Consider the following 24847-nt stretch of genomic DNA (forward strand, 5'->3'; position numbering starts at 1 on the left):
GGTCACTGCCTTTCTGGGGCGTGTTCGGGGAGAGCCGGCGGAAGCGTCGCGGACAGCGGGCGCCCGGCGGGCGGGAAGTCAGGGGCCGCGGGGCGTTGGGGGTCCGGGGGCCGCGCGCCGGGTCCGGCGGGGCCGGTGGGTCCGTCCGGTTCGGTGGGACCAGTGGGTTCGGCGGGTCCTGCCGCCGGGGCGTCGGCGGGCTGCTCAGTGCCGGGGCCCTCGTGCTCCCCGTCGCTCTTCCCGTCGTTTTTCCCGGCATCCGGTTCGTGCCGGGGCAGCGTCACCAGTACGGAGATGGCGAGCGCGGCGCCGCCCAGCCGCAGGCCGAGGCGGAGCGGTTCGTCGGGCAGCGGCTCGGCGAAGGCGACGGTGCCGCTCACTGTGGCGTAGAGGAAGTTGACCGTCGTGCACACCGGGACGATCAGCGAGGCCCGGCAGCGCTGGAGCGCGGTCTGTGAGAGGACGAGCCCGGTCGAGCCCGTGAACATCAGGAGGTACGGGTAGGGCGAGGTCAGCACCGCCGTGACGGTGCCGCCCACATCGCCGAAGTCGAGCAGCCCGGCCACGCCCTTGATCGCGAGCGAGCTGACGCCGTACAGGAAGCCGACGGCGACCCCGTAGGGCACGCCCGCCGTCGGCAGCCGGTGGCGCCGCCTGGAGCGTCGCTCGGCGGACAGGAAGAGCCCCAGGCCCAGGGCGAGCGAGGGCAGGCAGATGGCGAGCAGGACGGGCACGGGCGCGACCTTGCTGATGGTCTCCGTGCTGCGGTGCAGCGAGAAGACGATCATGAGGAGGGCCGCGAGGACCGCCACCATCCCCCGCCGCTCACGGCCGCCGGCGCGCTCACCCAGGAAGAAGGCGGACAGCAGCAGAAGCATGACCAGGCCCGTGACGAACAGCCCCTGGGCCGCGACGAGGGGGAGGGTGCGGTAGACGGCGAGCTGCGCGGTGAAGCCGAGCAGCAGCGAGGCGGCGCCCAGGATCCACAGGGGGCTGCGCAGCAGGTGCAGTACGAGCCGGGCCGGGTGGCCCGCCGAGAGGGGCGGCAGGGCGGACAGGGCCCGCTTCTCGATGACGAATCCCGCGCTGAAGAGCAGGTTGGCCACCAGCGCCGCCGCGACGCCCGCGAGCATCAGCGGCCATTCTCCGGTGGCTTGCGCACCGCTCGCGCGTGCACCAGCAGGATCGACGCGAGGGAGGGGGTGTGGCAGGCGGCCCGGTCCAGCGGCCGGAGGGGGCGCGGGACGTCGTGATACGGCGCTCCGGTGATGCGTACGACGCGGAAACCGGCCGCCGGAAGCATCGAGCGAAGGGCACGCGCGGTGAACAGCCGCAGATGGCCGACCACTTGGGAGCCGGGGCGGCCGTGGATGCCGCGCAGCGACACCTCGGAGAAGACCGGCTGGGTGCCGAACAGCAGCAGCGCGCGGTTGTACCAGGCGGCCAGGTTCGGGGTGGAGAGCAGCAGATGGCCGCCGGGACGGAGTATCCGGTGCAACTCGTCCAGTGCGGCATCCGGATCGACGAGATGCTCGATCACCTCGGAGAAGAGCGCGGCGTCCGCCGAACCGGTCGCGAACGGCAGCCCCGGTGCTGACAGCTCGCCCCGTACGGCCGTCAGGTGTGTGGAGGCGCGCCGCAGGGCGTCCTGGGACCAGTCGACGCCGATGAGACGGTGCCGCGCCAGCGCGCCGGACGCGGTGGCCGCTGCTGTGCCGTCGCCGCAGCCGATGTCCACGATGGTCGAGGGCGTCTCTCCCAGCGCGCGCGCCAGGATGGCCGCCTGACGCCGCGAGCGGTCGGGTCCGGAGGCGACGGGGGTGGCGGGGTCCTCGTAGAGCTGCTGGAGGCTGCTGGGCCGCTCGGTGGCCGTATCGCTCATGCGGGGTCCCCCTTCGGCTCGTGAGGCCCGTCGGGCTCGGCCGACGCCGTTGTCCTGTTCGGCTCGTTCTGCTCGTCCGGCCCGTCGGTCCCGTCCGGCTGGTACGAGGTGGCGGCCAGCGCGCTGGCGAAGAGTGCGCCGAGGCGTGCGCCGGCGCCGTCGTCCAGCCGGGCGTGCGACCAGCGCAGGGCCAACTGGAGCCGCCCGCCCGTCGAGACGGTCGTCACCGACAGGCCGCGCGGCATCTTGGCGGGCGCCGAGAACCACACCGCTTCGGCGCGCCCCGCGTCCCCGAAATCCAGCGGATAGGGGACGCGGCCGATGTTGGACAACAGCGTGCTGGACGCCCACGGCCCGGCGGCCCGGCGCAGCGCCCGGATGCCCGCCGCGCGGACTCCGACGGGCAGGACGGGGGCGGTCAGCAGGTCGCCGCTGAAGCCCAGTTGGGGCCGTTCGATCGCCTTGAGCGCGCGCGTACGGGCGGCGGTCGCACGAAGCATCCGGTCGATCGCCTGCCGGTCGGGTGCACCCGAGTCCGTGAGTGCCTCGTGCAACTCGCGCTCCTCCGGACCGAAGGTGACCTCGACCAGCCGGGTGCCGTTGCCGATGGGCATGTCGGCGGTACGCGGCCGGTCATCCACCGGCATGGTGACGCGGACCGGTCGCCGGGGCTCCTCGTGGGACCTGTTCCACCGGGCGATCATCAGCCAGGTGGCCACCAGGAGTTGGTCGTTGACGGTGTACGGGGCCGGCTCGCCCGGAGTGCGCGCAGGGCGCGCGGGCACCGGCAGATCAGCGATCAGCATGCCGTTGCCCGGCGCGCCCGGATGCAGCGTGTCGGCCGCCACGCGCGCGGGGCGCGTCCAGACCGGGGGCGGCGCCTCCGGCCGGCGCTCGCCGGCGCCCGGACGCGTGTCCGGCACGGGGGTCCTTACGGGTGGCGGGGCCGGGGAGTTGTCGGCGCCCCCGTACAGCTCGGCCGCCGTGGCGACCACCCGCAGACAGGCGGGGCCGTCGAGCGCGGTGTGGTTGATGGTGACCATGAGCACCCAGCGGCCCTCGTGTTCGACCACCTCGGCGCGGAACGGCGGCGAGGCGTCCAGTGGCGGACAGTCCACGATGGCCCGCCGCCTGGCCTCCTCCAGGGTGCCGCCCGGACAGGAGACCGCGTCCCGGTCCGGCTCGCCGGTCAGTACCCACTCATAACGCGACCGCCACCACCGCGGGGGCGCCTGCCGCATCAGAATGCGCGGATGCCGCCGCATCGCCTCGTCGAACGCGGCACGCAGCCGGTCGGTGTCGGGCCGGGCGGGCAGATGGATCTCCACATGCACGGTCTCCGGCTCGTCCTCGTCGAGACAGTGCCGCGTGATCTCGTCCACGGTCGGAAACGGGATGCGCCGCTCGGGCTCCGGGGGGCCGTGGGGCACCGCCTTCATCCGGCGCCTGCCATCGCTTCCTCCGGTGGCGGAGGAACGCGGCCCGGTCGCGGCCGGGATTGCCGCCGGGCCCCCGCGTTCCCCGCGTTCCCCGCGCTCCCCCCGCTCCGTCGCGTCCCCTGCGCCCTTGTGCGGTGCTGTCATGGGGTGCGGTCCTCCCCCTGGTCCGGCTTCGGCCGGTGGTCGTGCTGGTGGTCGTGCCGGTCGTCGCGCCGGTCCTCGTGCTTGGGCAGGTCCTGGTGGCCGCGGCGGCCCGTGCCCAGGGGCGGGGTGGCGCCCTCGGGCGGGGGGCCCGCTGGTGGCGCCGGTGTGCCCGGCGGTACGGGCGGCAGCGGCGCTGTGGGGGGCTCGGGCGGGTACGCGGGACGCTGCGGCTGCTCGGGCCCCGGGGGGTCGAACTCGGGCGGGCGGGGCCCGAACACCGGTGCGGCGGGCGCCCCTACGGGCTCGTACCCGCGCTCGTGTCCGCCTTCATGGCCCCGCGCGGGCAGGGTGACCAGCGCGGCGGCCAGCGCCAACAGGGCGAGGGCCTGCGCCACGTGTCCGAAGGCGCCCTGTCCCTCGCCGACGGCGGACCCGGCGCCGACGGCGGCCAGCACACCCGCTCCCGCCATACCCGCCAGCGCCACCGGCACCAGCACCCACGGCTTGAACCGGGCGAGCACCGCCAGCGCGGGCACGATCAGCGCGTACGGCCCGGCCACCAGCGCGGTCACCAGGGTGAGCGCGACGGTGCCCAGGACCAGGCCGGGCGGCGGCACCTCGTCCTGGTCACCCAGGGGGGTGCCACGGCGCGTCCGGGTGAAGGCACATCCGAGCAGCACGGCGATGCCCGCACCCCCGGCGATGAGCCCCGCCGTGTACCAGGTGGAGGGCTCGTACTCCAGCTTGACCGTGCCCTCTTCACCCGCCGGGACGAGGAAGCCCTGCTGCCAGCCGTCGAGCCGCAGCGGGGACAGCTCCTTGCCGTTGAGGGTGGCCTTCCAGCCGTCGTTGGCGTTCTCGTGCGTCTGGAGGTACGAGGCGGGCCCGTCGCCCACCTCCACGGTGCGCACGTCGCCCTTCCAGTCGTGGGCGACGCTCTCCCGGTCGCGCGGCGCGCCACTCGACGCGCCGGTCGAGGCGTCATCCGAGGCGTCATCCGAGGCGGCGCCCGCCGCGCCCTCCGCGTCACCGGAGGATGCCGGGGCCGCCGCCTTGCCGTCGTCGCCGCTGCCCAGCGTCACATCGGTGAGCGCCAGCGGGCCGGTGTCGCCCGTCTCCACGGTGTGGGAGCCGGCGTCCAGTTCGATGCTGCCGTCCTCGGCCTCGCCCGCGCACAGCTCGACGTCGATGGGGCGCCGCCCGGTCAGGTCGCGGACCTTGCCCGCTGCCTTGGTGGCGTGGAGGGTGCCGTCGACGGCGAGCATCGGGCCCTTGCCGCAGGGCAGTTCGAAGGTCTGGTCCGGGTCGGGCGCGGGGACGCGGTACTCGTCCAGGGCCGGCAGGTAGACCTCGTTGAGGCCGACAGGGAGCTGGAGCTTCCGGTCGGCGAGGGGGTTGTGCACCGTCAGCGGCTTGGTCTTGGTCACCGTGAGGGTGATCCGGTCCGTGGTGATCGGCTCGAAGCGGGCCTGCCCGTTCTTGTCGACACCGGCGGAAGTCGCACCATCCGGTGAGCTGATCCGGATCTCCTGCGCGGCGGCGGAGATGCCGCCCGCCGGGGCGAGCACGATCTCCCTGATCCTCTTCTTCTTCGGCCAGCTCAACCGGATGGTCGGCTTGTCCCCGGCGATCCAGGCCGTCGACAGATTGCCGTCCACCAGGTTGCGCGCGCTCAAGGCGGTGCCGGTCTTGGCCGTGGAGTCGGCCGAGGCGGTGATCCGGTCGCGGGATCCGGGCGCCGCCTCGTCCAGCAGCCGGTCCAGCTCGGCGCCCGGCACGGGCAGGGCGCGGGCGCGTACGTCGTAGTCGTCGCTGTTGGCGGTGGCGAACTCGCGGTGCAGCCCCACCTCGGCGGAGACCGGCGAGAGGCCGCCGGGGTCGCTGCCGCGGTGCAGGGAGAACAGGTCGCTGTCCGTGCCGGTGCGGTCGGCATCCGGCGGGAGCTTCAGCAGCCTGGTCACCTGGACGTGCGGAATGCTGATCTCGGAGAATCCGGCGCCCGACAGCCCGGCGCGCGGGGTCTGCGCCCGCGTGATGGTGAGCTTCAGCCAGTGTGCCGCGCCCTGGGGCGCCTTGATCCGCTGCCTCTTGCCGTTGGGCTGGAGGAAGCTGGAGGCGCTGCCGTGGTCCGTCTCGACCTTCACGCGGGTCGGCGCCGCGCGGGTGGCGTCCCCGGGCAGCGGCGTCAGCTCGATCGAGGAGGGGATGTCGACGGTGCCCTTGAAACCGGCCTTGATCCACTGCCCTTCCGGCTCGCCCGCCGTGCCCTCGGCCCACGCGGTGTCCGGATTCCCGTCGAAAGCGCCGACGGGCTCGAACTGCGGCAGGTGGAAGAGCCAGTTGCCGCTGCTGGAGGCCGTCACGGACTTGGCGCCGCGCAGCACCGAGGTCGTCTGGTGGCCCTTGCCCGTGGTCGGCAGGATCTGTTCGGGCTTCTCGCCGGGCTCCTGGACGCTGTCCGGATGGTTCTTCTCGTTCGCCGTGTAGGTGTACGAGGTGTTGCTGTTGACCAGCCCGAAGCGGGTGTCGGCGCGGCGCAGCCCGTCACCGGAGATCTGGAGGGGCGGGGTGCCGATGCCCGGGTGGTTGTCCCCGGTCAGCACGGCCGGCCTGTCCTTGACCCGGGCGTCGCCGGCCAGCGGGAGCAGCGCCTCGGGGCCCCCGCTGACCTGCGCGGTGCCGGAGACCGGCTTGAGGGCGACGTCCTTGGGGCGCTTGGTGCCGGTCGGCTCGTAGATCTCCACGGCCCGCTGGCGCGGGTAGAAGCCGGCGACCTGGAGCGGGGTGTCCTCGGGGATGCGGCCTCCGGTCAGCTGCGGGCCGAAGGACTTCACTTTTCTGTAGCCGGATGCTTCGAGTGTCCGCTTGACGGTCTGCGGGGGTACGTAGCCCAGCTGGTCGGGGTCCAGGTCGTTGCGTACGACGACGTCGTAGAGCCCGGCGCGGGCCAGGAACTCCGCGAGCCCGGGGACCTCGCCGCCGCTCATCAGCGCCTGTTCGACCGCGTCGGTGGCCCTGCGGTTGCCGGGCGTGCCGAAGGGGACGTAATCGCGCTGCGCCCAGGGGGACTTGGCGAGCACGTCCAGCGGCTGGTCGACGGGCGAGCCCCAGGTGTAGAGGCCGTGCGCGGTGGCCGGGGTGACATAGGCGCGGGTGTGCGGGGAGTGCTCCTCCAGCCAGTCGGCCGTCTGTTCCCAGTGCCGGGGCAGCTTCTTGAACGCGCCCGCCTGGAGGATGTCACCGTTCGCGTACGGCAGGCACAGCCCCGGCAGCACGGCCAGCGCGGCGACCCACAGCAGCAGCCTGCGCCCCGGCAGCGGTCTCGTACCGCGGGTGCTGACGGCGACACCGGTCAGCTGTGCCAGCCCGAACACCAGGGCGAGGGCGAGGCCCGGCTGGAACTTGTAGATGTTGCGGAAGGGGCGCAGCCAGCCGTCCAGCCAGCCCTGGACAGGGTCGGCGAACGGAGCGCCCAGCGCGCCCGCGTACCCGGCGAGCATCACACCGGTGACGGTGAGGACCGTCAGCACCAGCCAGCGCCGCTCCGGCAGGTCGCGGCGCGCCAGCCCGGCCAGGCCCAGCGCCGCGGCGAAGGCGCCGCCCAGGACGGCCAGCCAGCTCGCCGCGACGGTCCAGCCGGCGGGCAGCCAGGGCTCACCGAAGTGGAGGTAGGCGGTCCAGTTGCCGCCGCCGCGCAGCATCTCGGTGGCGGACATCGTGCCGGTGGTGGTCTGCGCGCTCTCCACATACGGCATGAAGTCCTCGCCGTACGCGCCCAGAAGCAGCAGTGGGACGTACCACCAGATGGTCGCCAGCAGCACTCCCGGCAGCCACCAGGCGAGCAGGGTGCGGCGTCTGCGGCCGGTGCGGGTGAGCACGTACAGCAGCGCGGGCAGCAGCGCCGCCAGCGTGGAGGCGGCGTTGACGCCGCCCATGAACGGGATGATCAGCGCCGAGCGCGCCGCCGCCACCCGGGGTGTGGCGGTGTACGAGGTGAGCGGCAGCAGCACCCAGGGCAGCACGGCGCCCGGCAGCGCGGCGGCGGAGGTGGAGCCGATGACGATGGTGTAGGCGGGCCACAGCGCGTAGACGGCGGCGGCCAGCAGCCGGGTGTTCCGGGTGCCGGGGCCGAGCCGTTCGGCCAGCCGCAGCGCGCCCCAGAACGCGGCGGCCACGATCAGCGACATCCACAGCCGCTCGGCCAGCCAGGTCGGTATCTGGAGCAGGTCGGTCAGCCCGTAGTAGGGCAGCGCGGGGAACAGATAGCCGATGTACTGGTCGGCTATCCCGCCGAACCCGCCCCTGTCGTGCCACAGCTGCCCCAGGTCTCCCAGGAACTGCCAGGGGTCGGCGGCGACACCGAGCTTGGTCTCGAACGTCATCTTCCCCGGCGACTTGGCCAGGAAGGCGACGAATACGACCGCCCAGAATCCGAACAGCCAGCTCCGGGTCCACGGCCGTTCCGGAGGGGGAACGGGCTTCGGGGCCGGCGCCGGGGCCTGGGGTGGTGCCTGGACGGTCGTGGTCATGTGGGACACCGCCGGAGGATGAGGAGGAGGTTCCAGGTGGCGAACTCGCGCAATCCGGGCACGCGGGTGATGGCGCCCGCCAGGAACGGCCAGTAGCGGGAGCGGGCCGAGACGATCTCCACGTCGCGCCGGGCGCGCACCTGACGGAGGGTGGTTCCTATGTGCACGGCGAACAGGTTCTCGCCGAGGGTGTGCTTGGCCGCGCGCCCCGTACGCCGCTGATAGCGGGCACGGGCACGCTCGGCGCCCAAGTAGTGCCAGGGCGCGGTCTCATGGCCGCCCCAGGGGGAGTACCAGTTGGTGAACGAGACGTAGATCAGCCCGTCGGGGCGGGTGACCCGGATCATCTCCGACAGGAACGTCTGCGGATCGGCCACGTGCTCCAGCACGTTGGAGGAGAAGCAGATGTCCGCCGTGCCGTCGGCCAGCGGCAGCAGATAGCCGTCGGCGACGACGGCACCCTCCGGACGGCGCTCGCCCGCGTGCAGCTCACGCGGGTCGGGCTCGAACAGATAGGCGTGCGCCCCTCGGCGGCGGAACTCCTCGGTGAAGTGCCCGCTGCCGCCGCCCACGTCCACGACCGTGCTGCCCTTGACCGGGACGTACCGCTCCACCTGCTCCGCGGCGTCGCGCGCCAGCAGGCCGTAGCAGTACTCGGGGTCGGTCTGCTCGCGCATGAAGGCGCGGAACAGCGCGACGGATCTTCGGATGGAGGGGTCCCGCACGGTCCTACCACCGCCCAACGGGGATCGGTTGGGGGGAGGGGTGGGGGGAGGTCGGCGTCTGCTGAGAGGCCGTGGCCAGGGCGTACGCCTCGGCGGCCACGGAGCGGAAGCCGCGCACCGTGTTCGCCCAGCGGTAGCGGGCCGCGCGGCGCTCCGCCGCGCGGCCGAGCGCCAGACGGCGCTCCGCGGAGAGGGCCAGCGCGCACCAGTGCGCGGCGAACGCACTCTCGCCGCGCGCCAGCAGCCCGGTGACGCCGTCCTCGACGGAGTCGCGCAGCCCGGGGATGTCGAAGCCGATCGCCGGTGTGCCGCGCGCCGCCGCCTCGGTGACGACCAGCCCCCACCCTTCGACCAGGGAGGGGTGCAGCAGCATCCAGGAGCGGCACAGCAGCCGGTGCTTCTCGCCCTCGCTGATGTGGCCCGTGAAGGTGACCGAGGGGCCCGCCATGGCCTCCAGCGCGGATCTTTCCGGCCCGTCACCCACGATCACCAGCCGGCCGCCCGTGACCGGCCTGACCCGCTCCCACAGGCGCAGCAGCAGGTCGACACGCTTGTACTCCACCAGGCGCCCCATCGCCAGGAACAGCGGCTCGGGCGACTTGGACACCAGCGGCCCGGGATCCTCGACCCCGTTGTGGACGATGCGGATCTCCTCGGCGGGCACGCCCAGCGCGCTCAACGCCTGCGCCGTCGAACCGGATACCGCCACTTTGAGGTTGGCGCGGTGATTGTGCGCCAGCGCCCAGTGTTCGAGACGGCGGCCCAGGCGTGCCGCGGGGGCCGGATAGCGCATCCCCCACAGGTCGGTGTGCACGTGGTTGACGAAGCACAGCGTGGGTCCGCGGTGCCACAGCGGTGCGAGGTACGGCATGCCGTTGCAGACCTCGACCAGCAGATCGCAGTCGCCGATCTGGCGGGCGAAGGCACGACGGGCGCGCAGGAAGTGCCCGGCGTCCCCGCCGGCGGAGACGACACGGTAGTCGCGGTAGGCGGCGGGGCCGCCGCACAGGAGGGTGACCTGATGGCCGTGCGAGGTGAGCCCCTCGGCTATCCGGTCGATCAGCAGCTCGGAGCCGCCCGCCGCCGGATTGCCGAGATCGCGCCGCGCGAGGAACACGATGCGGCGCGGGGACCCTGGATCGGCTGCACGCTGCCTGCGCGGGGCAGTGCTGTGCCCGGTGCCCTGCCCGGTGGGGGAGGCGGGGACGAAGGCGGCGTGGGTGCCGTGTGGGGGGACCAGGGAAGGTCGTACGTGCTGGGGCATATGTGCTCCAACTCGTCTCAGGGTGCGGTAGGAATCAGTCCTTGCGAAGGCGGTGCGGGGGCTGTGCGCAGGGGGTGTGCCGGGGTGGTGCGGGGGCGGTGCGCGTTGGATGGCTCAGTGTTCGCCGCTGCGTTCACGGGTGGCTACTCACCGGAGTGACAATTTTGGCGCTGAATTGAACTGATGCTTCATCACTTCGCGCTCTGCGAGGTGTTCACTCACGCGTGGGGCGCAATGGCCGTGCGTGCCGGGCATCCGGTCGCGCGCACTTGCCCCGGTCAAGCCTTCCCAGGGCCCGCCTGATGGCCGGATGTCCGGTCGGGCTTCGGTCAGGCTCCGACCGGATGCTGCGTCGTCCCGGGCGGCGTCTGTCGGGGACGGCGTCCCCTGACGACCAGTATCGCCCCCACCACGGCACACACGGCGCCGGCCGAGACCGCGCCGATAGGTGCCACGCTGCCCACCATCCTCAGCTGCGAGTTGTCGTCCTCGGCGAAGTCCACGGCATCCTGCTGGGTCTTCTTGGTGAACGCCAGCTTCTCGCTCTCCAGCAGCGTCACCTTGTCGCTCTTGCCGCCGGGCGCGCGCAGCGTCATCCGGGGCCCTGTCGCGGCGTACAGGATGCGGCCGGTGCGCTCGTCCACGATGAAGTCCAGGCCCGAATTCTCGTACCACTCCTCGGCGTTGACCTGGCCGCTCTTCGGCTTGTCCACCAGGACCCCCGGCACCTGACGGGTCCCGGCGCGGGAGGGCTCGACCTTGCCGGTGAAGCGCAGCCCCTCGTAGCCGCGCACCTTCGCCTTGCCCTTGTAGTGCAGCGGAACGGTTCCGCCCAGCGTGCTGTCCCACCAGACGTAGTCGCGCTTCGCCACGTCGAAGGGCCACTTCAGGTATGCCTCGCCGCTGAAGTCCTTCGGCTTGGAGCCGCAGCAGTCGACCGGCTTGTTGGTCTTCCGGTTGGTCACCCAGCGCTCCGTCGTCCACTGGAAGGACTTACGGGGGTCGTCCAGCTTGGCGGTCTTGGGGTTGTCGATGGTCTGGGAGACGTTCCACACGGCCCGGCCGGTCTTCTCGCTGGCCGCGACGTCCCCCAGCACGCGCCGGGTGACGGTGAGTTCCTGGTCGCTCTTGGTCTTCAGTTCCTGCTGGTCGAAGTACTTCCCCTCGCCCTTGAAGACCGAGGTCACATTCACGTCGGTGGGAGTGCGCTTGGCACGTGGTTCGACGTACCAGGTGAGCATCGGCGCGAGCACGATCAGGAAGACGCCCAGGCCCAGCAGGACCAGGGCGAGCGGCGAGGCGGTACGGCGCATGCTGGGCACTCCGAGGTGGTCTTGACCTGCGCGTCAGGCGACCCTGCGGCAGGTATGGCGCTGCGACGGGGAAGTGCACGTGCGATGAAGGGCCGTTGGGAGGCCGGTGAAGGGAACGGAGGGATCGTCTGGAGGGTCCGTATGGGCGGGAAACCGTAGGCCGTCCCTTGACACGGCGTCAATGCTTCCCGACACTCAGCAACTCAAGAGGGGTTTGGCTCTGGGGGCGGGGCCGTCGCGCCGAGCCGTCGCGTGTGCTCACGGCTCTTACGGCCACCACGGCACCGACGAAGAGAGGTTCGCCTCCGCCATGCACAGACTCCTCGCCGCCACGCTCACCAGCGTGGTCGCCGCCGGTCTCGCCGTCGGCGCGGGGTTCGGCATAGTCGCCGCACTCGACGCCACCCCCGACCAGCCCAACGTGCCGCTCGTGCACTTCCACTCCTCCCCGGAGGAGGTACCAGGGCTGGGCGAGTCCGCGCTGCCCTCGGCATCCCCGAGCGGCTCCTCCTCGCCGGACGGCTCACCGTCCCCGAGCGGTTCACCCCAGTCGTCCGAGGACGGCGATTCGGCCTCGGCCTCGGCCTCGGCCTCCACACCGGGAGACTGACCCGTGAGAGCCGTGCCCGCGCGCTCGGCCTGGCAGGACGTACCGCCGCCGCGCGTAAGGAAGTTCGCCGAGCGGGCGATGGCCGAGGTGCCCGTGCTCGCGCAGGACATCCTCGACGCCATCCGGCGCGAGTATCCGGCGCTGCCCCTCGTGCTGGACGATTCGGGCGAGCCCATGGCGCTGATCGGTATCCGGCGCGCGCTGGAACACTTCGTCGAGCACCTGGCCACGGGCCTGGATACCCCGCATGTGCCCCCGCAGGTCTTCCAGGAGTTCGGCCGCGGCGAGGTGCTCCAGGGCCGCAGCCTCGACTCCCTCCAGGCCATCTACCGGCTCGGCATCCGGCTCGCCTGGCGCCGGCTCGCCGAGATCGGCACCCAGATGGAGATCCCGCCACCCGCCATGTACGAACTGGCCGAGTCCGGCTTCCAGTACCTGGACGGGCTGGTCGCCGAGTCCGTACGCGGCTACGCGGAGGCGGCGGCACGGCAGGCCGGTGAGCGGCTGCGCCTCCAGCGCAGGCTGCTCGACCTGCTGCTGTCCGAGCACCATCACCACCGCGTCTCCGGCGACCCCTCCGACCTGCTCGCCGACCGGGCAGCGCGGATCGGCTGGCGGGTGCCCCGGACGGTCGCCGTCGCGGTACTGGTGCGCCCCGCGCGCTCGGCCGTACCGCCCGCCGTGGGGGATGAGGTGCTGCTCGACATGGACTGCGAGCAGCCGCGCATGGTCGTCCCCGAACCGGAGGCTCCGGGCCGGCCGGAGCTGCTGCGCAGGGCGATCGCCGGGTGGGCGGGCGCCGTCGGGCCGCCGGTGCCGCTGGCCGACGCGGTCAAGTCCCTGCGCTGGGCACAGGCGGCCGTCGGCCTGATGGAGCGCGGCCTGCTGCCGGACGGGGAGCTGCTCTACTGCACCGACCACACCGAGGCGCTCGTCCTGCTGCCGCCCGAGGAACTGATCGCCGGGCTGACCCGCCGCAGGCTGGCGCCCCTGCGCGAGTGCGGGCCCACCCACAGCCGCCGCCTGGCGGAGACGCTGCTGGCCTGGCTGGAGACCCGCGGCGGCGCCCCCGAGGTCGCCGGCCGCCTGGGCGTCCACCCGCAGACGGTGCGCTACCGGCTGCGGCAGATACGCGAGCTGTGGGGGGACGACATCGACGATGCGGACAGCCGCTTCGAACTGGAGCTGGTGCTGCGCTCGATGCGGCTGCGCGGCGAGCTGGGGGTGGGGTAGCGGGGGAGCGGGGGAGGGGGGGAGAGGGGGAGAGGGGCCTGGACCCGTGCCGGGCGTGGGTGTCACTCCGCGTGACTGTCGCGCTCTGCGCGGATGTCACTCGGTGTGGTCGTCACTCCACGTGGTCACCCAGCATCCGCTTGAGCAGGTCCCGCAGCAGAGTGCGCTCGGTGAGCGTCAGCTCGGCCAGTGGCTCGTCCGCGAAATCCAGGCCTCCGCGCAGCTGCGCCGCGGTGGCGCGGCCCTCCTCGGTGGCGGCGGCGACCTTGACCCTCCGGTCGGCCGGGTCGGCCCTGCGCTCGACCAGCCCCCGGGATTCCAGCCGGTCGACTATCCCCGTCACGTTCGACGGCTCGCACTTGAGCTGCCGCGCCACCTGCCGCATCGGAGTGGGCTCACGCGCCAGCAGCGCCAGCACGCGGGCCTGCGCGCCGGTCAACGAGTGCTCGGCGGCGGCCAGTTCGTACTCCGCGTGATAGCGCGCGACCACAGTGCCGAACAGCTGAACGACCTCACGCGTGAGCGTGTCAGGGGTGCGGATTCCGGCTGTCATGCGACCAGTCTACCTCAATGCTTGACAACATGAAATATAAATGTGCATGGTTGTTTCATCATCTGCAATATCGAGGAGGATCAACCATGTCGCTGCCGACCACTGGGCGGGAATGGCACCTGACCGAACGCCCGGAGGGCTGGCCCGACCCGGAGAAGAACTTCGCCCTGCGTGAGGCTTCCGTCACCGAGCCGGGCGAGGGGGAGGTGCTCGTCAAGAACGTGTACCTCTCCGTGGACCCCTACATGCGGGGCAGGATGAGCTCGGCGAAGTCCTACATCGAGCCGTTCAAGCTGGACAAGCCGATGCTGGGCGGCGCGGTGGGCCGCGTCCTCGCCTCCGGCGCCGAAGGCTTCTCGGAGGGGGATTACGTCCTCCACCACTTCGGCTGGCGGGAGTACGCGACCTTCGACGCGCGCAGCGCCGTCAAGGTCGACCCCGAGGCGGCCCCGCTGTCCGCCTACCTCGGCGTCCTCGGGATGACGGGTCTGACCGCCTACGCGGGCCTGCTGCGGGTCGCCGCCTTCAAGGAGGGCGACGCGGTGTTCGTCTCCGGCGCGGCCGGCGCGGTGGGCGGCGAGGTCGGCCAGATCGCCAAGCTCAAGGGAGCCTCCCGGGTGATCGGTTCGGCGGGCTCGGACGAGAAGGTCAAGCTCCTCACCGAGGAGTACGGCTTCGACGCGGCGTTCAACTACAAGAGCGGCCCGGTCAAGGACCAGCTCAAGGAAGCCGCCCCGGACGGCATCGACGTGTACTTCGACAACGTGGGCGGAGAGCACCTCGAAGCAGCCATCGCGGCCCTGAACCTCCACGGCCGGATCGCGGTGTGCGGAATGATCTCCCAGTACAACGCCACCGAGCCGACCCCCGCCCCGCGCAACCTCGCCCAGATCATCGCCAAGCGCTTCCGGATGGAAGGGCTGCTCGTCGGCGACCACTACGACCTTCAGTCGAAGTTCGTGGAGGAGGTCTCGCCCTGGGTGCGCTCGGGCGAGCTGAAATACCGCGAGACAAAGGCCGAGGGCATCGAGAACGCCCTGGAAGCCTTCCTCGGCATGCTGAGGGGCGAGAACACCGGCAAGATGCTGGTCACCCTCCCGGACTGACCCGGCAGGACTGCCCCGGCCGGGCGGGCATTCCCCTGCCCGCGGGCCGCGGGGCCCGGACGCAGCCCAACATGAGCTGCCGTCGGCCCCCCACCGGTCAGCACATACGCTTGTCACCGCACCGGCGGGAATCGGGGCGCGAGCTCCCCCGGTCGCGCCACCAACAGGAGGATTTTCATGGCAATCCAGCCCATCGACGTCAAGTACACCGCCGTCGCCACCGCGGAGAACGGCCGTGACGGCCGCGTCGCCAGCGACGACGGCCAGCTCGACGTCGTCGTCAATCCGCCCAAGGCGATGGGCGGCAGCGGCGCCGGCACCAACCCGGAGCAGCTCTTCGCGGCCGGTTACAGCGCCTGCTTCCAGGGCGCGCTCGGCGTGGTCGCCCGCAAGGAGGGCGCGGACATCTCCGGCTCGACGGTCACCGCCGAGGTCGGCATCGGAAACACCCCCGAGGGCGGCTTCGGTCTCACCGTCGCCCTGAAGGCCCAGATTCCGAACGTCGACGCGGCCACGGCCAAGGAGCTGCTGGAGAAGGCCCACCAGGTCTGCCCGTACTCCAACGCGACCCGCGGAAACATCGAGGTCACGCTCGACGTCGCCTGACTCTCACCCCTCCGGGGCGCCGCTCCGTGGGCGGCGCCCCGAAGGGCCCGGGACGGCCCCGTCGCCACTCAGCGGTACGAAACCAACGGGGCGCTCCCCGAGGCCTCTTGAGGTCTTGCCACACCTCTGAGGCCTAGTGCCCCTCCCGGCAAGCTTTGCCCCGTCGCGCCGCCCGGCACGCACCCCCCCCAAGCTCTCCGAGCAGGGGGTGCCCCCAGCGGCGTTGGCCAAAAGCCCTGGTAGCTCCTTCCCCAAGCTCTCGACTTCTCCCCCGGCCTTCGGCCGGGAGGTGCCCCCAGAGCAGGGGAGACCCCGATCAAGGACTTCCGGCCGCCTTGCGATCGCACGCTCCCCCACGCTCGGCTCCGCTCGCGCGGGCGGTGCCCCCACGACGACGCTCCTTCCGGGCAAACATTGCCGGTCACGGCACTAGTCCCGCCCTGACGCCTCGTACGGCGACGCCCCTACGGCCGCAGCAGCACCTTCCCCGCATCCGGGTCCTCGCGTACCCGGGCGATGGCGTCACCGAAGCGCTCCAGGGGCAGTTCGTGAGTGATCAGCGCGCCCGGGTCCAACAGACCGCCGTTGAAGGCCCGTACCGCGTACGACCACGCCGAGGACGGTGCGCCGAAGACGGAGCGGACGGTCAGCTGGCTGAAGGCGAGATGGATCGGGTCGATGCCGTGCGCTCCGGGCTCGAAGGCGCCGGCCAGTACCACCCGTCCGCCCCTGCGAGCCAGCAGGCAGGCGTCATTGGCGGTGCTGGGCGCTCCCGCCGTCTCCAGCACCACGTCAAAGGTCCCGCGCTCTTTCGCCGCTTCCTCCGGCGCGCACGCGCGGCTCGCCCCCATCCGCAGAGCCCGCTCGCCACGCTGCGCCCGAGGCTCCACGGCCAGCAGCTCGGCGGGCGAGAAGGCGGCGAGCAGTTGTACGGCCAGCAGCCCCAGTGCTCCGGTGCCCACCACGGCGACGCGGTCACCGGGGCGTACCCCGGCGGCCAGCACGGTCGCCGCGGCCACGGCGGCGGGCTCCAGCAGCGCAGCCGCCTTCAAGTCCGCGCTGTCCGCCAGCGGATGGAGCAGCCGAGCGGGCAGCACCAGCGCGTCGGCGAAGCCCCCCGGCCGGGTGAACCCCGTCTCCTCGTAGCCGCTCAGGCACAAGCTGGTGGCTCCCTCGCGGCAGCGCTCGCAGCGCAGGCAGGCGCGGAAGCCTTCGGCCACGGTCTTGCGCCCGGTCAGCTCCGGGTCCACGCCCTCGCCGACCGCGTCGACCGTCCCCGACCACTCGTGCCCCGGGGTGAGCGGGTAGCGCACATAGGCCAGGGGCCGGGCGCCGTCGTACAGTTCGCGGTCGCTCGCGCAGATCCCCGCGGCGAATACCGCGATCCGCACCTCGCCGGGGCCGGGCGCCGGGAGCGGCCCGCTGACGATTCTGTGCCTGCCGGGGCTGTCGACCACGACGGCCCGCGCGCTGCCCACGCCGCGTCGCGCCTCATCCGGATGCGGGGTGCTGCTCACTGCTGCTGGTCTCCCTCCGTGCGAACCCCGCCCGCCCTTCGCCCTCGTGGCAGCCGACGGTGGACGCGGCCCGCGCTGAGGACCTACCCCGTGGGACGCCGGGCGACGATCTGCCGGTAGGCCATCTCCGCGAGGCTGCGCTGACCTGCCTTGCTCGGATGGAACCAGTCCCAGTTGCTCAGCTCGGCCCCGGTGAAGCGGTAGCGGAAGACGGCACCGTTGTCGTAGCGGCAGCGCAGGTCCTTCGCGCACTCCTCCTTCAGCACGGAGTTGTAGTCCACCACCCTGTCGTACACCTGCTGACGGCGGTCGTGGGCCGCTTTGTCCATGGACTGCGGGTCCTTGAGCATCGACTGACAGATCCCGAGCCCCCACACGCGTTCCCCGATCGGGTTCTTCCTGCCCTGCTGCCACAGCCGCCGCAGGTCCGGGACGCTGGAGACGTAGACCTGGGTCTTGGGAGACTCGGCGCGCAGTACGCGCAGCCCCTCGCGGATGTCGGCGCGGAAGTCCTCGACGGGCGTCATCCGGGCCACGCTGGGGCGGCACGCGTCGTTGGCGCCGCTCATCACCGTCACCATGCCGGGGCGGACGTCGGCCGCCTTGCGCATCTGGGCGGGCAGGTCGTCGGCGACGGCGCCGCTGACCGCGTAGTTCCAGCTCTTGCCCCGGGGGTCGGTCAGCAGGCGGCTGGCGAGGCTGTCGACCTCGTTCTCGGTGCCGGTCGCCCAGGAGACCTTCGTGCAGTCCGACAGCAGCGAGCAGGCGTCGAAGCCACGGGTGATCGAGTCGCCGACGGCCGCTATCGAGCCGGGGCTGCGGTCCCAGATCCGTTGCGGCTTCGCGTGGGGGCGTGCGGAGGATTCGGCGCGCTGTGCGCCCTTCCCGCTGCCTCCGTCCGAGGAGGAGCCGTGGACAAGGGCCAGTACGAGACCGGCCACGAGTATCGCGGCGAACGCGGAGATAGTGACTGTTCGGGGGCGTAGCCGGCCGGACGGATGGGGACGCTTGGAGCGGTCGCTCCCCGTGTGGTGGCTCTCCGTCATCCGACCCCCTGTTTCGCTGTTCCTCGACCGACGGTACGTGACTCACCGTGCGCCGCCTCGCGGTAGCCTGCGCCGTGGTCGGTGGCGCGAGGCGCTCGGCGGCTGGTAAATATTACCTCGCGTCACATCCTGTCCCTTTCGGGGAGAATTGCGCGCAATGGTGTTTACTATTCGTAACCTCGGGAGCTGATAGGGAAGTGACCGGTGGTGCAAAATGTCAGGCGCTGATCCGGCGCGTGACCGGAAGGTGATCGAGGCGGCCCGCGCGGCGGCTCTCGAACCGCACTGGAGGTCCCGGTGACGACACGTGGAGTTCTGTACGTCCACTCGGCGCCCCGCGCGCTGTGCCCGCACGTCGAATGGGCCGTCGCGGGAGTGCTGGGCGCCCGCGTCAACCTCGACTGGATCAGACAGCCCGCCTCCCCCGGCACTTGGCGGGCCGAGTTCTCCTGGCAGGGCGATCCCGGCACGGCCTCCAAGCTCGCCTCCGCGCTGCGCGGCTGGCACCTGCTGCGCTTCGAGGTGACGGCCGAGCCCTGCCCCACCGCCGAGGGCGAGCGCTACAGCTCCACACCGGAGCTGGGCATCTTCCACGCGGTCACCGGCATGCACGGCGACATCCTCATCCCCGAGGACCGGCTGCGAGCCGCGCTCGCCCGCGCGGGGCGCGGGGAGAGCGAGCTGGAGGCGGAGATCTCCAAGCTGCTGGGCAAGCCCTGGGACGACGAGTTGGAGCCCTTCCGCTACGCGGGAGAGGGCGCGCCGGTGCGGTGGCTCCACCAAGTGGTCTGAGGCGCGCGCCGCGCTTGCCCTGAAGCGCACTCGAAGGCCTACCGTTCCCGCATGTCTGACACCACCTCAGTGGCCGTGCTCGGCACCGGCACCATGGGCGCCGCCATGGCCCGCAACCTCTCCGCCGCCGGGTTCGACGTCCGCGCCTGGAACCGCACCCGTGCCAGAGCGGATCCGCTGGCGGCCGACGGCGTACGGGTCGCCGACGACGCCGCCGAGGCCGTACGGGGCGCCGACGTCGTCCTCACCGTCCTCTACGGCGGCCCCTCCGTCCTGGAGGCCATGCGTGCGGCGGTCCCCGGGCTCAGCGAGGGGACCGTATGGGCGCAGGCGAGCACCGTCGGGCCCGAAGGGCTCCCGCCCCTTGAGGAGTTCGCCGCCCAGCACGGGCTGCGCTTCTTGGACGCGCCCGTGCTGGGTACCAAGGAGCCTGCGGAACAGGGCAAGTTGACCGTCCTGGTCGCGGGGCCCGAGGAGGCGGCCGAGGCCGCCGACGGTGTCTTCGGCGCTATCGGGGCCAAGACCCTGCGGGTGGGAACCGAACCCGGCGGCGCCAGCCGCCTGAAGCTGGTGGTCAACAACTGGGTGCTCGCCGTCATCAACGGCGCCGCCGAGACGCTCGCGCTGGCCGAGGGGCTGGGCGTGGATCCCCGCGACTTCCTCGGCGCCGTCGCCGGCGGCCCCCTCGACCTGCCCTATCTACAGGGCAAGGCACAGATGGTGCTAAACGGCTCCTACGAGGCGAGCTTTGTCCTCTCGGGTGCGCGCAAAGACGCCGAGCTGATCTCCCAGGCCGCGCGGACAGCCGGTATCCAACTCGACCTGACTCCGGCCGCCGCCGAACGGATGCGCCGCGCCGAGGCCCAGGGACACGGCCGGGACGACGCCGTGGCCTCCTACTTCGCGAGCTTCGAAAGCTCCGACTACGGCGCGGGCGACGCGACCGGCTCGGCGTAGCCGCTCGCCCGGGCCGCCCGCAGGGGCGCGCCCGCGCCGGGGGCGGAGTACGTGCACACAGGTAAGGGGCGGCCTCCATGGAGACCGCCCCTTACCTGTGAAGCATCCGGTGCGACGCGCGCGCTGAACGGCGTTCCGAACGTGCGCGCCGAACCCGCTCAGACCGTGCGGAACGCCAGGACGACGTTGTGCCCGCCGAAGCCGAACGAGTTGTTCAGCCCGGCGATCGTGCCCCCGGCGGGCAGCTCGCGTGCCTTGTCGCGTACGACATCGGCGTCCGCGTCCGGGTCGAGGTTCTCGATGTTGATCGTCGGCGGGGCCGTGCGGTGGTGCAGGGCCAGCAGCGTGGCGACCGTCTCGACGCCCCCGGCGCCGCCCAGCAGGTGGCCGGTCATCGACTTGGTCGCCGAGATCGCCATGTGGTCCACGTCGTCGCCGAAGACCTTGCGCAGCGCCTTCAGCTCCGCCAGGTCGCCCTGCGGGGTCGAGGTGGCGTGCGCGTTGATGTGCATCACCTCGGCCGGGTCCAGGCCGGTCCTGGCGATGAGGTCCTGGAGCGCGTGCGCGATGCCGTTGCCCGAGGGCTCCGGCTGCACGATGTCGTGGCTGTCGGCGGAGATGCCCTGGCCGACCGCCTCGGCGTAGACCCGTGCGCCGCGCGCCCTGGCGTGCTCGGCGGACTCCAGGACGATCACGCCGGCGCCCTCACCGAGGACGAAACCGTTGCGGGCCGCGTCGTAGGGGCGGGAGGCGCCCTGCGGGTCGTCGTTGTTCTTCGACATCGCCATCATGTTCGCGAAGGCGGCGATCGGCAGCGGGTGGATGGCCGCCTCGGTGCCGCCGGCGACGACGACGTCGGCACGTCCGGTGCGGATCATCTCGATCCCGTAGCCGACGGCCTCCGAGCCCGAGGCGCAGGCGCTGACGGGGGTGTGCACCCCTGCCCGCGCGTTCACCTCCAGGCCGACGTTGGCCGAGGGGCCGTTCGGCATCAGCATCGGCACGGTGTGCGGAGAGACGCGGCGGACGCCCTTCTCGCGCAGGATGTCGTACTGGCCGAGAAGCGTGGTCACGCCGCCGATGCCGGACGCCACCACGGTGCCCAGCCGGTCGGGGTCGACCGAGGAGTCCTCGCCCGCGCGGGCGGTGAAGCCCGCGTCGGCCCAGGCCTCACGGGCCGCGATCAGCGCGAACTGCGCCGAGCGGTCCAGCTTCCTGGCCTGGGCGCGCGGAATGCTCTCGCTCGGCTCGACGGCAACCTTCGCCGCGATCCGGACCGGCATGTCGGCCGCCCACTCCTCCTCGAGGAGACGGACGCCGGAGCGTCCGGCGACGAGACCTTCCCAGGTCGATGCGCTGTCGCCACCCAGCGGTGTGGTTGCGCCGATACCGGTGACGACCACGGAGTGAGGGGTCGCGTTCACTGGAATTCTGTCTCCACTGGTAGGGGATGATCCCGTTTGGGCCACCCTTGGCCGGGTGGCGACAAACGCTTCAGGGGGTGTCTCAGCTCTGGTGGTTGAGGATGTAGTCGGTCGCGTCCCCGACGGTCTTGAGGTTCTTGACGTCGTCGTCCGGGATCTTCACGCCGAACTTCTCCTCGGCGGCGACGACCACCTCGACCATGGACAGCGAGTCCACGTCCAGGTCGTCGGTGAAGGACTTCTCCAGCTTCACGTCCTCCGTGGGGATCCCGGCGATCTCGTTGACGATCTCGGCGAGACCCGAGACGATTTCTTCCTGCGTGGCGGCCATTGCGGCGCTCCTTCGTATTCGCGGTGAGTCCGCAGCGCCCGACCTCTTTGTACGGGGCTGCTCGGATCTTGACTAGGGGAGAGTAACGACAGTCGCGGCGTAGACGAGACCCGCCCCGAAGCCGATGAGGAGCGCGGTGTCGCCGCTCTTCGCCTGCCCTGTGGCCAGCAGCCGCTCCATCGCCAGCGGGATGGAGGCGGCCGAGGTGTTGCCGGTGGTCTCCACGTCACGGGCCACGGTGACGTGCTCCGGCAGTTTGAGGGTCTTCACCATCGAGTCGATGATCCGCATGTTGGCCTGGTGCGGGATGAAGACGTCCAGGTCGTCCGCCGCTATGCCGGCCGCGTCCAGGGCCTGCTGTGCGACCTTCGCCATCTCGAAGACGGCCCACCGGAAGACCGTCTGGCCCTCCTGGCGCAGCGCCGGGAACTTCAGCGCGCCGTCCCCGTCGAGCGGGAGCTGTGAGACATCGCCCACGCGGAAGCCGTCCCAGGGCACGGTCTGGGAGATGACGTCGCGCTTGTCGCCCTCCGAGCCCCAGACGGACGGGCCGATGGCCGGCTCCTCGGAGGGGCCGACGATCACGGCGCCGGCGCCGTCGCCGAACAGGAACGCGGTGGAACGGTCCGTCAGGTCCGTCAGGTCCGAGAGCCGCTCGGCTCCCACGACCAGGACGTACTCGGCGCTGCCCTCGACGACCAGGCCCTTGGCGAGCGTGAGGCCGTAACCGAAGCCCGCGCAGCCGGCGTTGATGTCGAAGGCCGCGGCCTTTCCGGTGCCCATCCGGTCGGCGATCTCGGTGGCGACCGCCGGGGTCTGCTTGAAGTGCGAGACGGTCGAGATGATGACCGCGCCCACCTGGTCGGGAGAGATCCCGGCGTCCGCGACGGCCTTGCCCGCGGCCTCCAGGGTCATCTCCGCGACCGTCTCCTCCGGGCCCGCCCAGTGCCGGGTCGCGATGCCCGAACGCGAGCGGATCCATTCGTCGGAGGAGTCGATGTGCTTGAGGATCTCCTCGTTCGGTACGACGCGGGTCGGGCGGTATCCGCCGACGCCGAGAATGCGCGCGTACGGGGAGCCCTTCGCGGGCTTGATCTTCGCGGTCATGCTTCTCGGGCTCCTTGGAGTCAGGCGGACAGGTGCTCGGCGACGAGTGCCCGGGCCGGGTCGAGGTCGTCGGGCGACTTCAGTGCCAGGTTGCGCACCTGCGGCTGGGCGCGCTTCGCCAGACCGGTGAGGGTGCCGCCGGGGCACAGCTCGATCAAGGTGGTGGCGCCCAGTTCCTTGAAGGTGTCCATGCACAGGTCCCATCGCACCGGCGCTGAGATCTGGTGGACGAGACGGCGAACGACCTCCTGGCCCGAGTCCACGACCTGGCCGTCGAGGTTGGAGACGTAGCGCACCGCCGGATCGCCCGGCTCGACGCCCGCCACGGCCGCCTCCATGGCGGGCACGGCGGAAGCCATGTGCTCGGTGTGGAAGGCACCCGCGACCTTCAGCGCGATGACCCTGGCCTTCTCCGGCCGGTCCTCGGACAGCGCGGCGAGCTGCTCGGTGGTGCCGGCCGCGACGATCTGGCCGGCGCCGTTCATGTTGGCCGGGGTCAGGCCGAGCTTGTCCAGGTGTTCCGTCACGGTCTCCTGGTCGCCACCGAGCACGGCGGACATGCCGGTCTCGCTGACGGCCGCGGCCTCGGCCATCGCCAGGCCGCGGGCCCGCACGATCCGCATGGCCTCCAGCGGGGTCAGCACCCCGGCGAGCGCTGCGGCGGCCAGCTCACCGACGCTGTGGCCCGCGAGGGCGCCCACCGCGCCGAAGGCGCCGGGCGAGTCCTGGCCGGGCCTGTGGTCCAGCAGTTCATAGGCGGACAGCAGGCTCGCCGCGACCAGCAGAGGCTGGGCGACGGCTGTGTCACGGATCTCCTCGGCGTCGGCCTCGGTGCCGTAATGCACCAGGTCGAGGTCGATGGCGGCCGACCACTCGGCGACCCGGTCGGTGACGCCGGGAAGTTCGAGCCAGGGGGTCAGCAGGCCAGGCTTCTGGGCGCCTTGGCCGGGAGCGACGAGTACGAGCACTCTCTCACTCTCTCCTGTGGGCAGTGGTCCCCGCCGGTGGGGACCGAGACGAAGAACGGTGAGGGGAATTGTGGACCCTCAACAAAAGACGCGCGCTAGCTTACGGCTGGCCTCCGAAGTCGGCGAGACGCCCCAGGATCAGCGCGATACGCAGTGTGAACGCGGAGCGCACATCCGAGGGTGACCAGCCGGTGACGTCCGTCACACGTCGCAGCCGGTAGCGCACGGTGTTGGGGTGCACGAACAGCATTCGGGCGGCACCCTCCAGGCTACTCGCCTGCTCCAGATAGACGCTCAGCGTCTCCAGCAGCGCGGAGCCGACCTCCTCCAGCGGTCTGTAGATCTCCTCCACCAACAGGTCCCGTGCGACGGGGTCGCCCGCCATCGCACGTTCCGGAAGCAGATCGTCCGCCAGTACCGGGCGCGGGGCGTCCGGCCAGGCGGGGCACGCTTTCAGGCCGGCCATCGCCGCCTGTGCCGAGCGGGTCGCCGCCAGCAGGTCGCCCACCACGGGCCCCGCCACCACGGGCCCGGCGGCGAACGGGCCGATCAGGGACTTCGCGGCCTTCAGCGGGTTGTCGGAGCCGCCGGCGATCACCACCAGACGGCTGCCCAGCACGCCCGTGAGCACCTGGAGCTTGGCGTGCCGCGAGGCCCGGCGGATCGCCTCCACCGTCAGCTCGCTGTCCCCGTCCGGCGCGGTGCCCAGGACGACGGCGACGTGCTCGGGGGAGTTCCAGCCCAGCGCGGCGGCGCGGGAGACCGCGCCCTCGTCGACCTCGCCCGAGAGGACCGCGTTGACCACCAGCGACTCCAGGCGGGCGTCCCACGCGCCGCGTGCCTCCGCCGCCTGCGCGTAGACCTGTGCCGTCGCGAAGGCGATCTCCCGCGCGTACACCAGCAGCGCTTCGCGCAGTACGGACTCGTCACCGGGCGCCGCGACCTCGTCGATGGCCGTCTCGACGACCTCGATGGTGGTGCGCACCATCTCCACGGTCTGCCGCAGGGTGATCGCCCGGGTCAGCTCGCGGGGCGCCGTGCCGAACACGTCCGTGCTGATCGCCTGCGGCGTCTCGGGGTGCCGGAACCACTCGGTGAAGGCCGCGATGCCCGCCTGCGCGACCAGGCCGATCCAGGAGCGGTTCTCCGGCGGCATCGCGCGGTACCAGGGCAGCTGCTCGTCCATGCGCGCGATGGCGGCGGCGGCGAGCTTCCCCGAGGACTGCTCAAGTCTGCGCAGGGTGGCCAGGTGCGGATGCTGGGACGGGTCTGTGGGTTCGGGCACGGGACAAGCCTGCCTC

The 24847-nt window shown here is 72.0% G+C and carries 20 protein-coding genes and 1 pseudogene; 6 read left to right on the plus strand and 15 right to left on the minus strand.

Translation table 11 applies throughout. The features are described from left to right. Nucleotides 1-2 precede the first annotated feature (2 nt). The 7 genes from OHB04_RS28955 to OHB04_RS28985 form a co-directional block, all read right to left on the minus strand. The gene (locus OHB04_RS28955) at nucleotides 3-1133 is read right to left on the minus strand and encodes a DMT family transporter (protein WP_326808619.1); all 1131 of its coding nucleotides are present in this window, start codon (nucleotides 1131-1133) and stop codon (nucleotides 3-5) included. Then, nucleotides 1133-1882 carry a class I SAM-dependent methyltransferase gene (locus tag OHB04_RS28960; RefSeq protein ID WP_326690578.1) on the minus strand — a complete coding sequence of 250 codons (750 nt, stop codon included), beginning with the start codon at nucleotides 1880-1882 and terminating at the stop codon, nucleotides 1133-1135. Before OHB04_RS28960 ends, OHB04_RS28955 begins: the two co-directional genes overlap by 1 nt. Further along, a complete protein-coding gene (locus OHB04_RS28965) occupies nucleotides 1879-3321 on the minus strand; it encodes a condensation protein (protein WP_326809544.1) in 1443 nt (480 codons plus the stop codon). Before OHB04_RS28965 ends, OHB04_RS28960 begins: the two co-directional genes overlap by 4 nt. Before the next feature lie 140 nt (nucleotides 3322-3461). Further along, complete coding sequence (locus OHB04_RS28970; RefSeq protein WP_326808620.1) at nucleotides 3462-7994, minus strand: alpha-(1->3)-arabinofuranosyltransferase domain-containing protein; 4533 nt, start codon at nucleotides 7992-7994, stop codon at nucleotides 3462-3464. Continuing rightward, on the minus strand, nucleotides 7991-8719 hold the full coding sequence (locus tag OHB04_RS28975) for a class I SAM-dependent methyltransferase (RefSeq protein ID WP_326690580.1): 729 nt from the start codon (nucleotides 8717-8719) through the stop codon (nucleotides 7991-7993). Before OHB04_RS28975 ends, OHB04_RS28970 begins: the two co-directional genes overlap by 4 nt. A 4-nt stretch (nucleotides 8720-8723) precedes the next feature. Then, the gene (locus tag OHB04_RS28980; RefSeq protein WP_326690581.1) at nucleotides 8724-9983 is read right to left on the minus strand and encodes a glycosyltransferase family 4 protein; all 1260 of its coding nucleotides are present in this window, start codon (nucleotides 9981-9983) and stop codon (nucleotides 8724-8726) included. Between the two features lie 329 nt (nucleotides 9984-10312). After that, nucleotides 10313-11296, minus strand: a complete 984-nt coding sequence (locus OHB04_RS28985) for a DUF3068 domain-containing protein (RefSeq protein ID WP_326690582.1) — start codon at nucleotides 11294-11296, stop codon at nucleotides 10313-10315. A 310-nt stretch (nucleotides 11297-11606) separates the two neighbouring features. Between OHB04_RS28985 and OHB04_RS28990 the strand changes: the two genes are divergently transcribed. Then, a complete protein-coding gene (locus OHB04_RS28990) occupies nucleotides 11607-11906 on the plus strand; it encodes a hypothetical protein (protein ID WP_326809617.1) in 300 nt (99 codons plus the stop codon). 12 nt (nucleotides 11907-11918) lie between these two features. Further along, nucleotides 11919-13139, plus strand: a complete 1221-nt coding sequence (locus tag OHB04_RS28995) for a helix-turn-helix domain-containing protein (RefSeq protein WP_326692960.1) — start codon at nucleotides 11919-11921, stop codon at nucleotides 13137-13139. A 112-nt stretch (nucleotides 13140-13251) separates the two neighbouring features. On the opposite strand, the gene OHB04_RS29000 is transcribed toward OHB04_RS28995, so the two are convergent. Beyond that, nucleotides 13252-13692: a MarR family winged helix-turn-helix transcriptional regulator gene (locus OHB04_RS29000; RefSeq protein WP_326690583.1), complete on the minus strand. Its 441-nt coding sequence runs from the start codon at nucleotides 13690-13692 to the stop codon at nucleotides 13252-13254. Between the two features lie 86 nt (nucleotides 13693-13778). On the opposite strand from OHB04_RS29000, the gene OHB04_RS29005 reads away from it, so the two are divergent. Both OHB04_RS29005 and OHB04_RS29010 read left to right on the plus strand, forming a co-directional pair. After that, a complete protein-coding gene (locus OHB04_RS29005) occupies nucleotides 13779-14798 on the plus strand; it encodes an NADP-dependent oxidoreductase (protein WP_326690584.1) in 1020 nt (339 codons plus the stop codon). Nucleotides 14799-14975: 177 nt separating this feature from the next. Continuing rightward, nucleotides 14976-15404 (plus strand): organic hydroperoxide resistance protein, encoded by a 429-nt coding sequence (locus OHB04_RS29010; RefSeq protein ID WP_326690585.1) that lies wholly within the window; start codon nucleotides 14976-14978, stop codon nucleotides 15402-15404. Between the two features lie 464 nt (nucleotides 15405-15868). Here the strand turns inward: OHB04_RS29010 and OHB04_RS29015 are convergent, their stop codons facing one another. Together OHB04_RS29015 and OHB04_RS29020 are read right to left on the minus strand one after the other, a co-directional pair. Beyond that, nucleotides 15869-16921: a zinc-dependent alcohol dehydrogenase gene (locus OHB04_RS29015; protein WP_326690586.1), complete on the minus strand. Its 1053-nt coding sequence runs from the start codon at nucleotides 16919-16921 to the stop codon at nucleotides 15869-15871. 83 nt (nucleotides 16922-17004) lie between these two features. Beyond that, entirely contained in the window at nucleotides 17005-17967 is a 963-nt protein-coding gene (locus tag OHB04_RS29020) for an SGNH/GDSL hydrolase family protein (protein ID WP_326808621.1), read from the minus strand. Nucleotides 17968-18264: 297 nt separating this feature from the next. Here OHB04_RS29020 and OHB04_RS29025 point away from each other — a divergent pair, with 297 nt between their 5' ends. Both OHB04_RS29025 and OHB04_RS29030 read left to right on the plus strand, forming a co-directional pair. Next, nucleotides 18265-18759 (plus strand): DUF3145 domain-containing protein, encoded by a 495-nt coding sequence (locus OHB04_RS29025; RefSeq protein ID WP_326808622.1) that lies wholly within the window; start codon nucleotides 18265-18267, stop codon nucleotides 18757-18759. Nucleotides 18760-18807: 48 nt separating this feature from the next. Next, nucleotides 18808-19716, plus strand: a pseudogene (locus tag OHB04_RS29030) (NAD(P)-dependent oxidoreductase); the annotation flags it as partial. A gap of 158 nt (nucleotides 19717-19874) precedes the next feature. Here OHB04_RS29030 and OHB04_RS29035 read toward each other — a convergent pair. The 5 genes from OHB04_RS29035 to OHB04_RS29055 all read right to left on the minus strand — a co-directional run bounded on the left by OHB04_RS29035 (nucleotide 19875) and on the right by OHB04_RS29055 (nucleotide 24831). After that, nucleotides 19875-21140: a beta-ketoacyl-[acyl-carrier-protein] synthase family protein gene (locus tag OHB04_RS29035; protein ID WP_326690589.1), complete on the minus strand. Its 1266-nt coding sequence runs from the start codon at nucleotides 21138-21140 to the stop codon at nucleotides 19875-19877. 82 nt (nucleotides 21141-21222) lie between these two features. After that, entirely contained in the window at nucleotides 21223-21471 is a 249-nt protein-coding gene (locus tag OHB04_RS29040; protein ID WP_326690590.1) for an acyl carrier protein, read from the minus strand. Between the two features lie 72 nt (nucleotides 21472-21543). Then, the gene (locus tag OHB04_RS29045) at nucleotides 21544-22578 is read right to left on the minus strand and encodes a ketoacyl-ACP synthase III (RefSeq protein ID WP_326690591.1); all 1035 of its coding nucleotides are present in this window, start codon (nucleotides 22576-22578) and stop codon (nucleotides 21544-21546) included. A gap of 20 nt (nucleotides 22579-22598) precedes the next feature. Continuing rightward, on the minus strand, nucleotides 22599-23546 hold the full coding sequence (locus tag OHB04_RS29050; RefSeq protein ID WP_326808623.1) for an ACP S-malonyltransferase: 948 nt from the start codon (nucleotides 23544-23546) through the stop codon (nucleotides 22599-22601). A 100-nt stretch (nucleotides 23547-23646) separates the two neighbouring features. Continuing rightward, nucleotides 23647-24831 carry a PucR family transcriptional regulator gene (locus OHB04_RS29055; protein WP_326690593.1) on the minus strand — a complete coding sequence of 395 codons (1185 nt, stop codon included), beginning with the start codon at nucleotides 24829-24831 and terminating at the stop codon, nucleotides 23647-23649. Between the last annotated feature and the right edge of the window lie 16 nt (nucleotides 24832-24847).

Origin of the sequence: Streptomyces sp. NBC_01775, assembly GCF_035917675.1 — a bacterium.
In the GTDB taxonomy this organism is placed as follows: Bacteria; Actinomycetota; Actinomycetes; order Streptomycetales; family Streptomycetaceae; genus Streptomyces.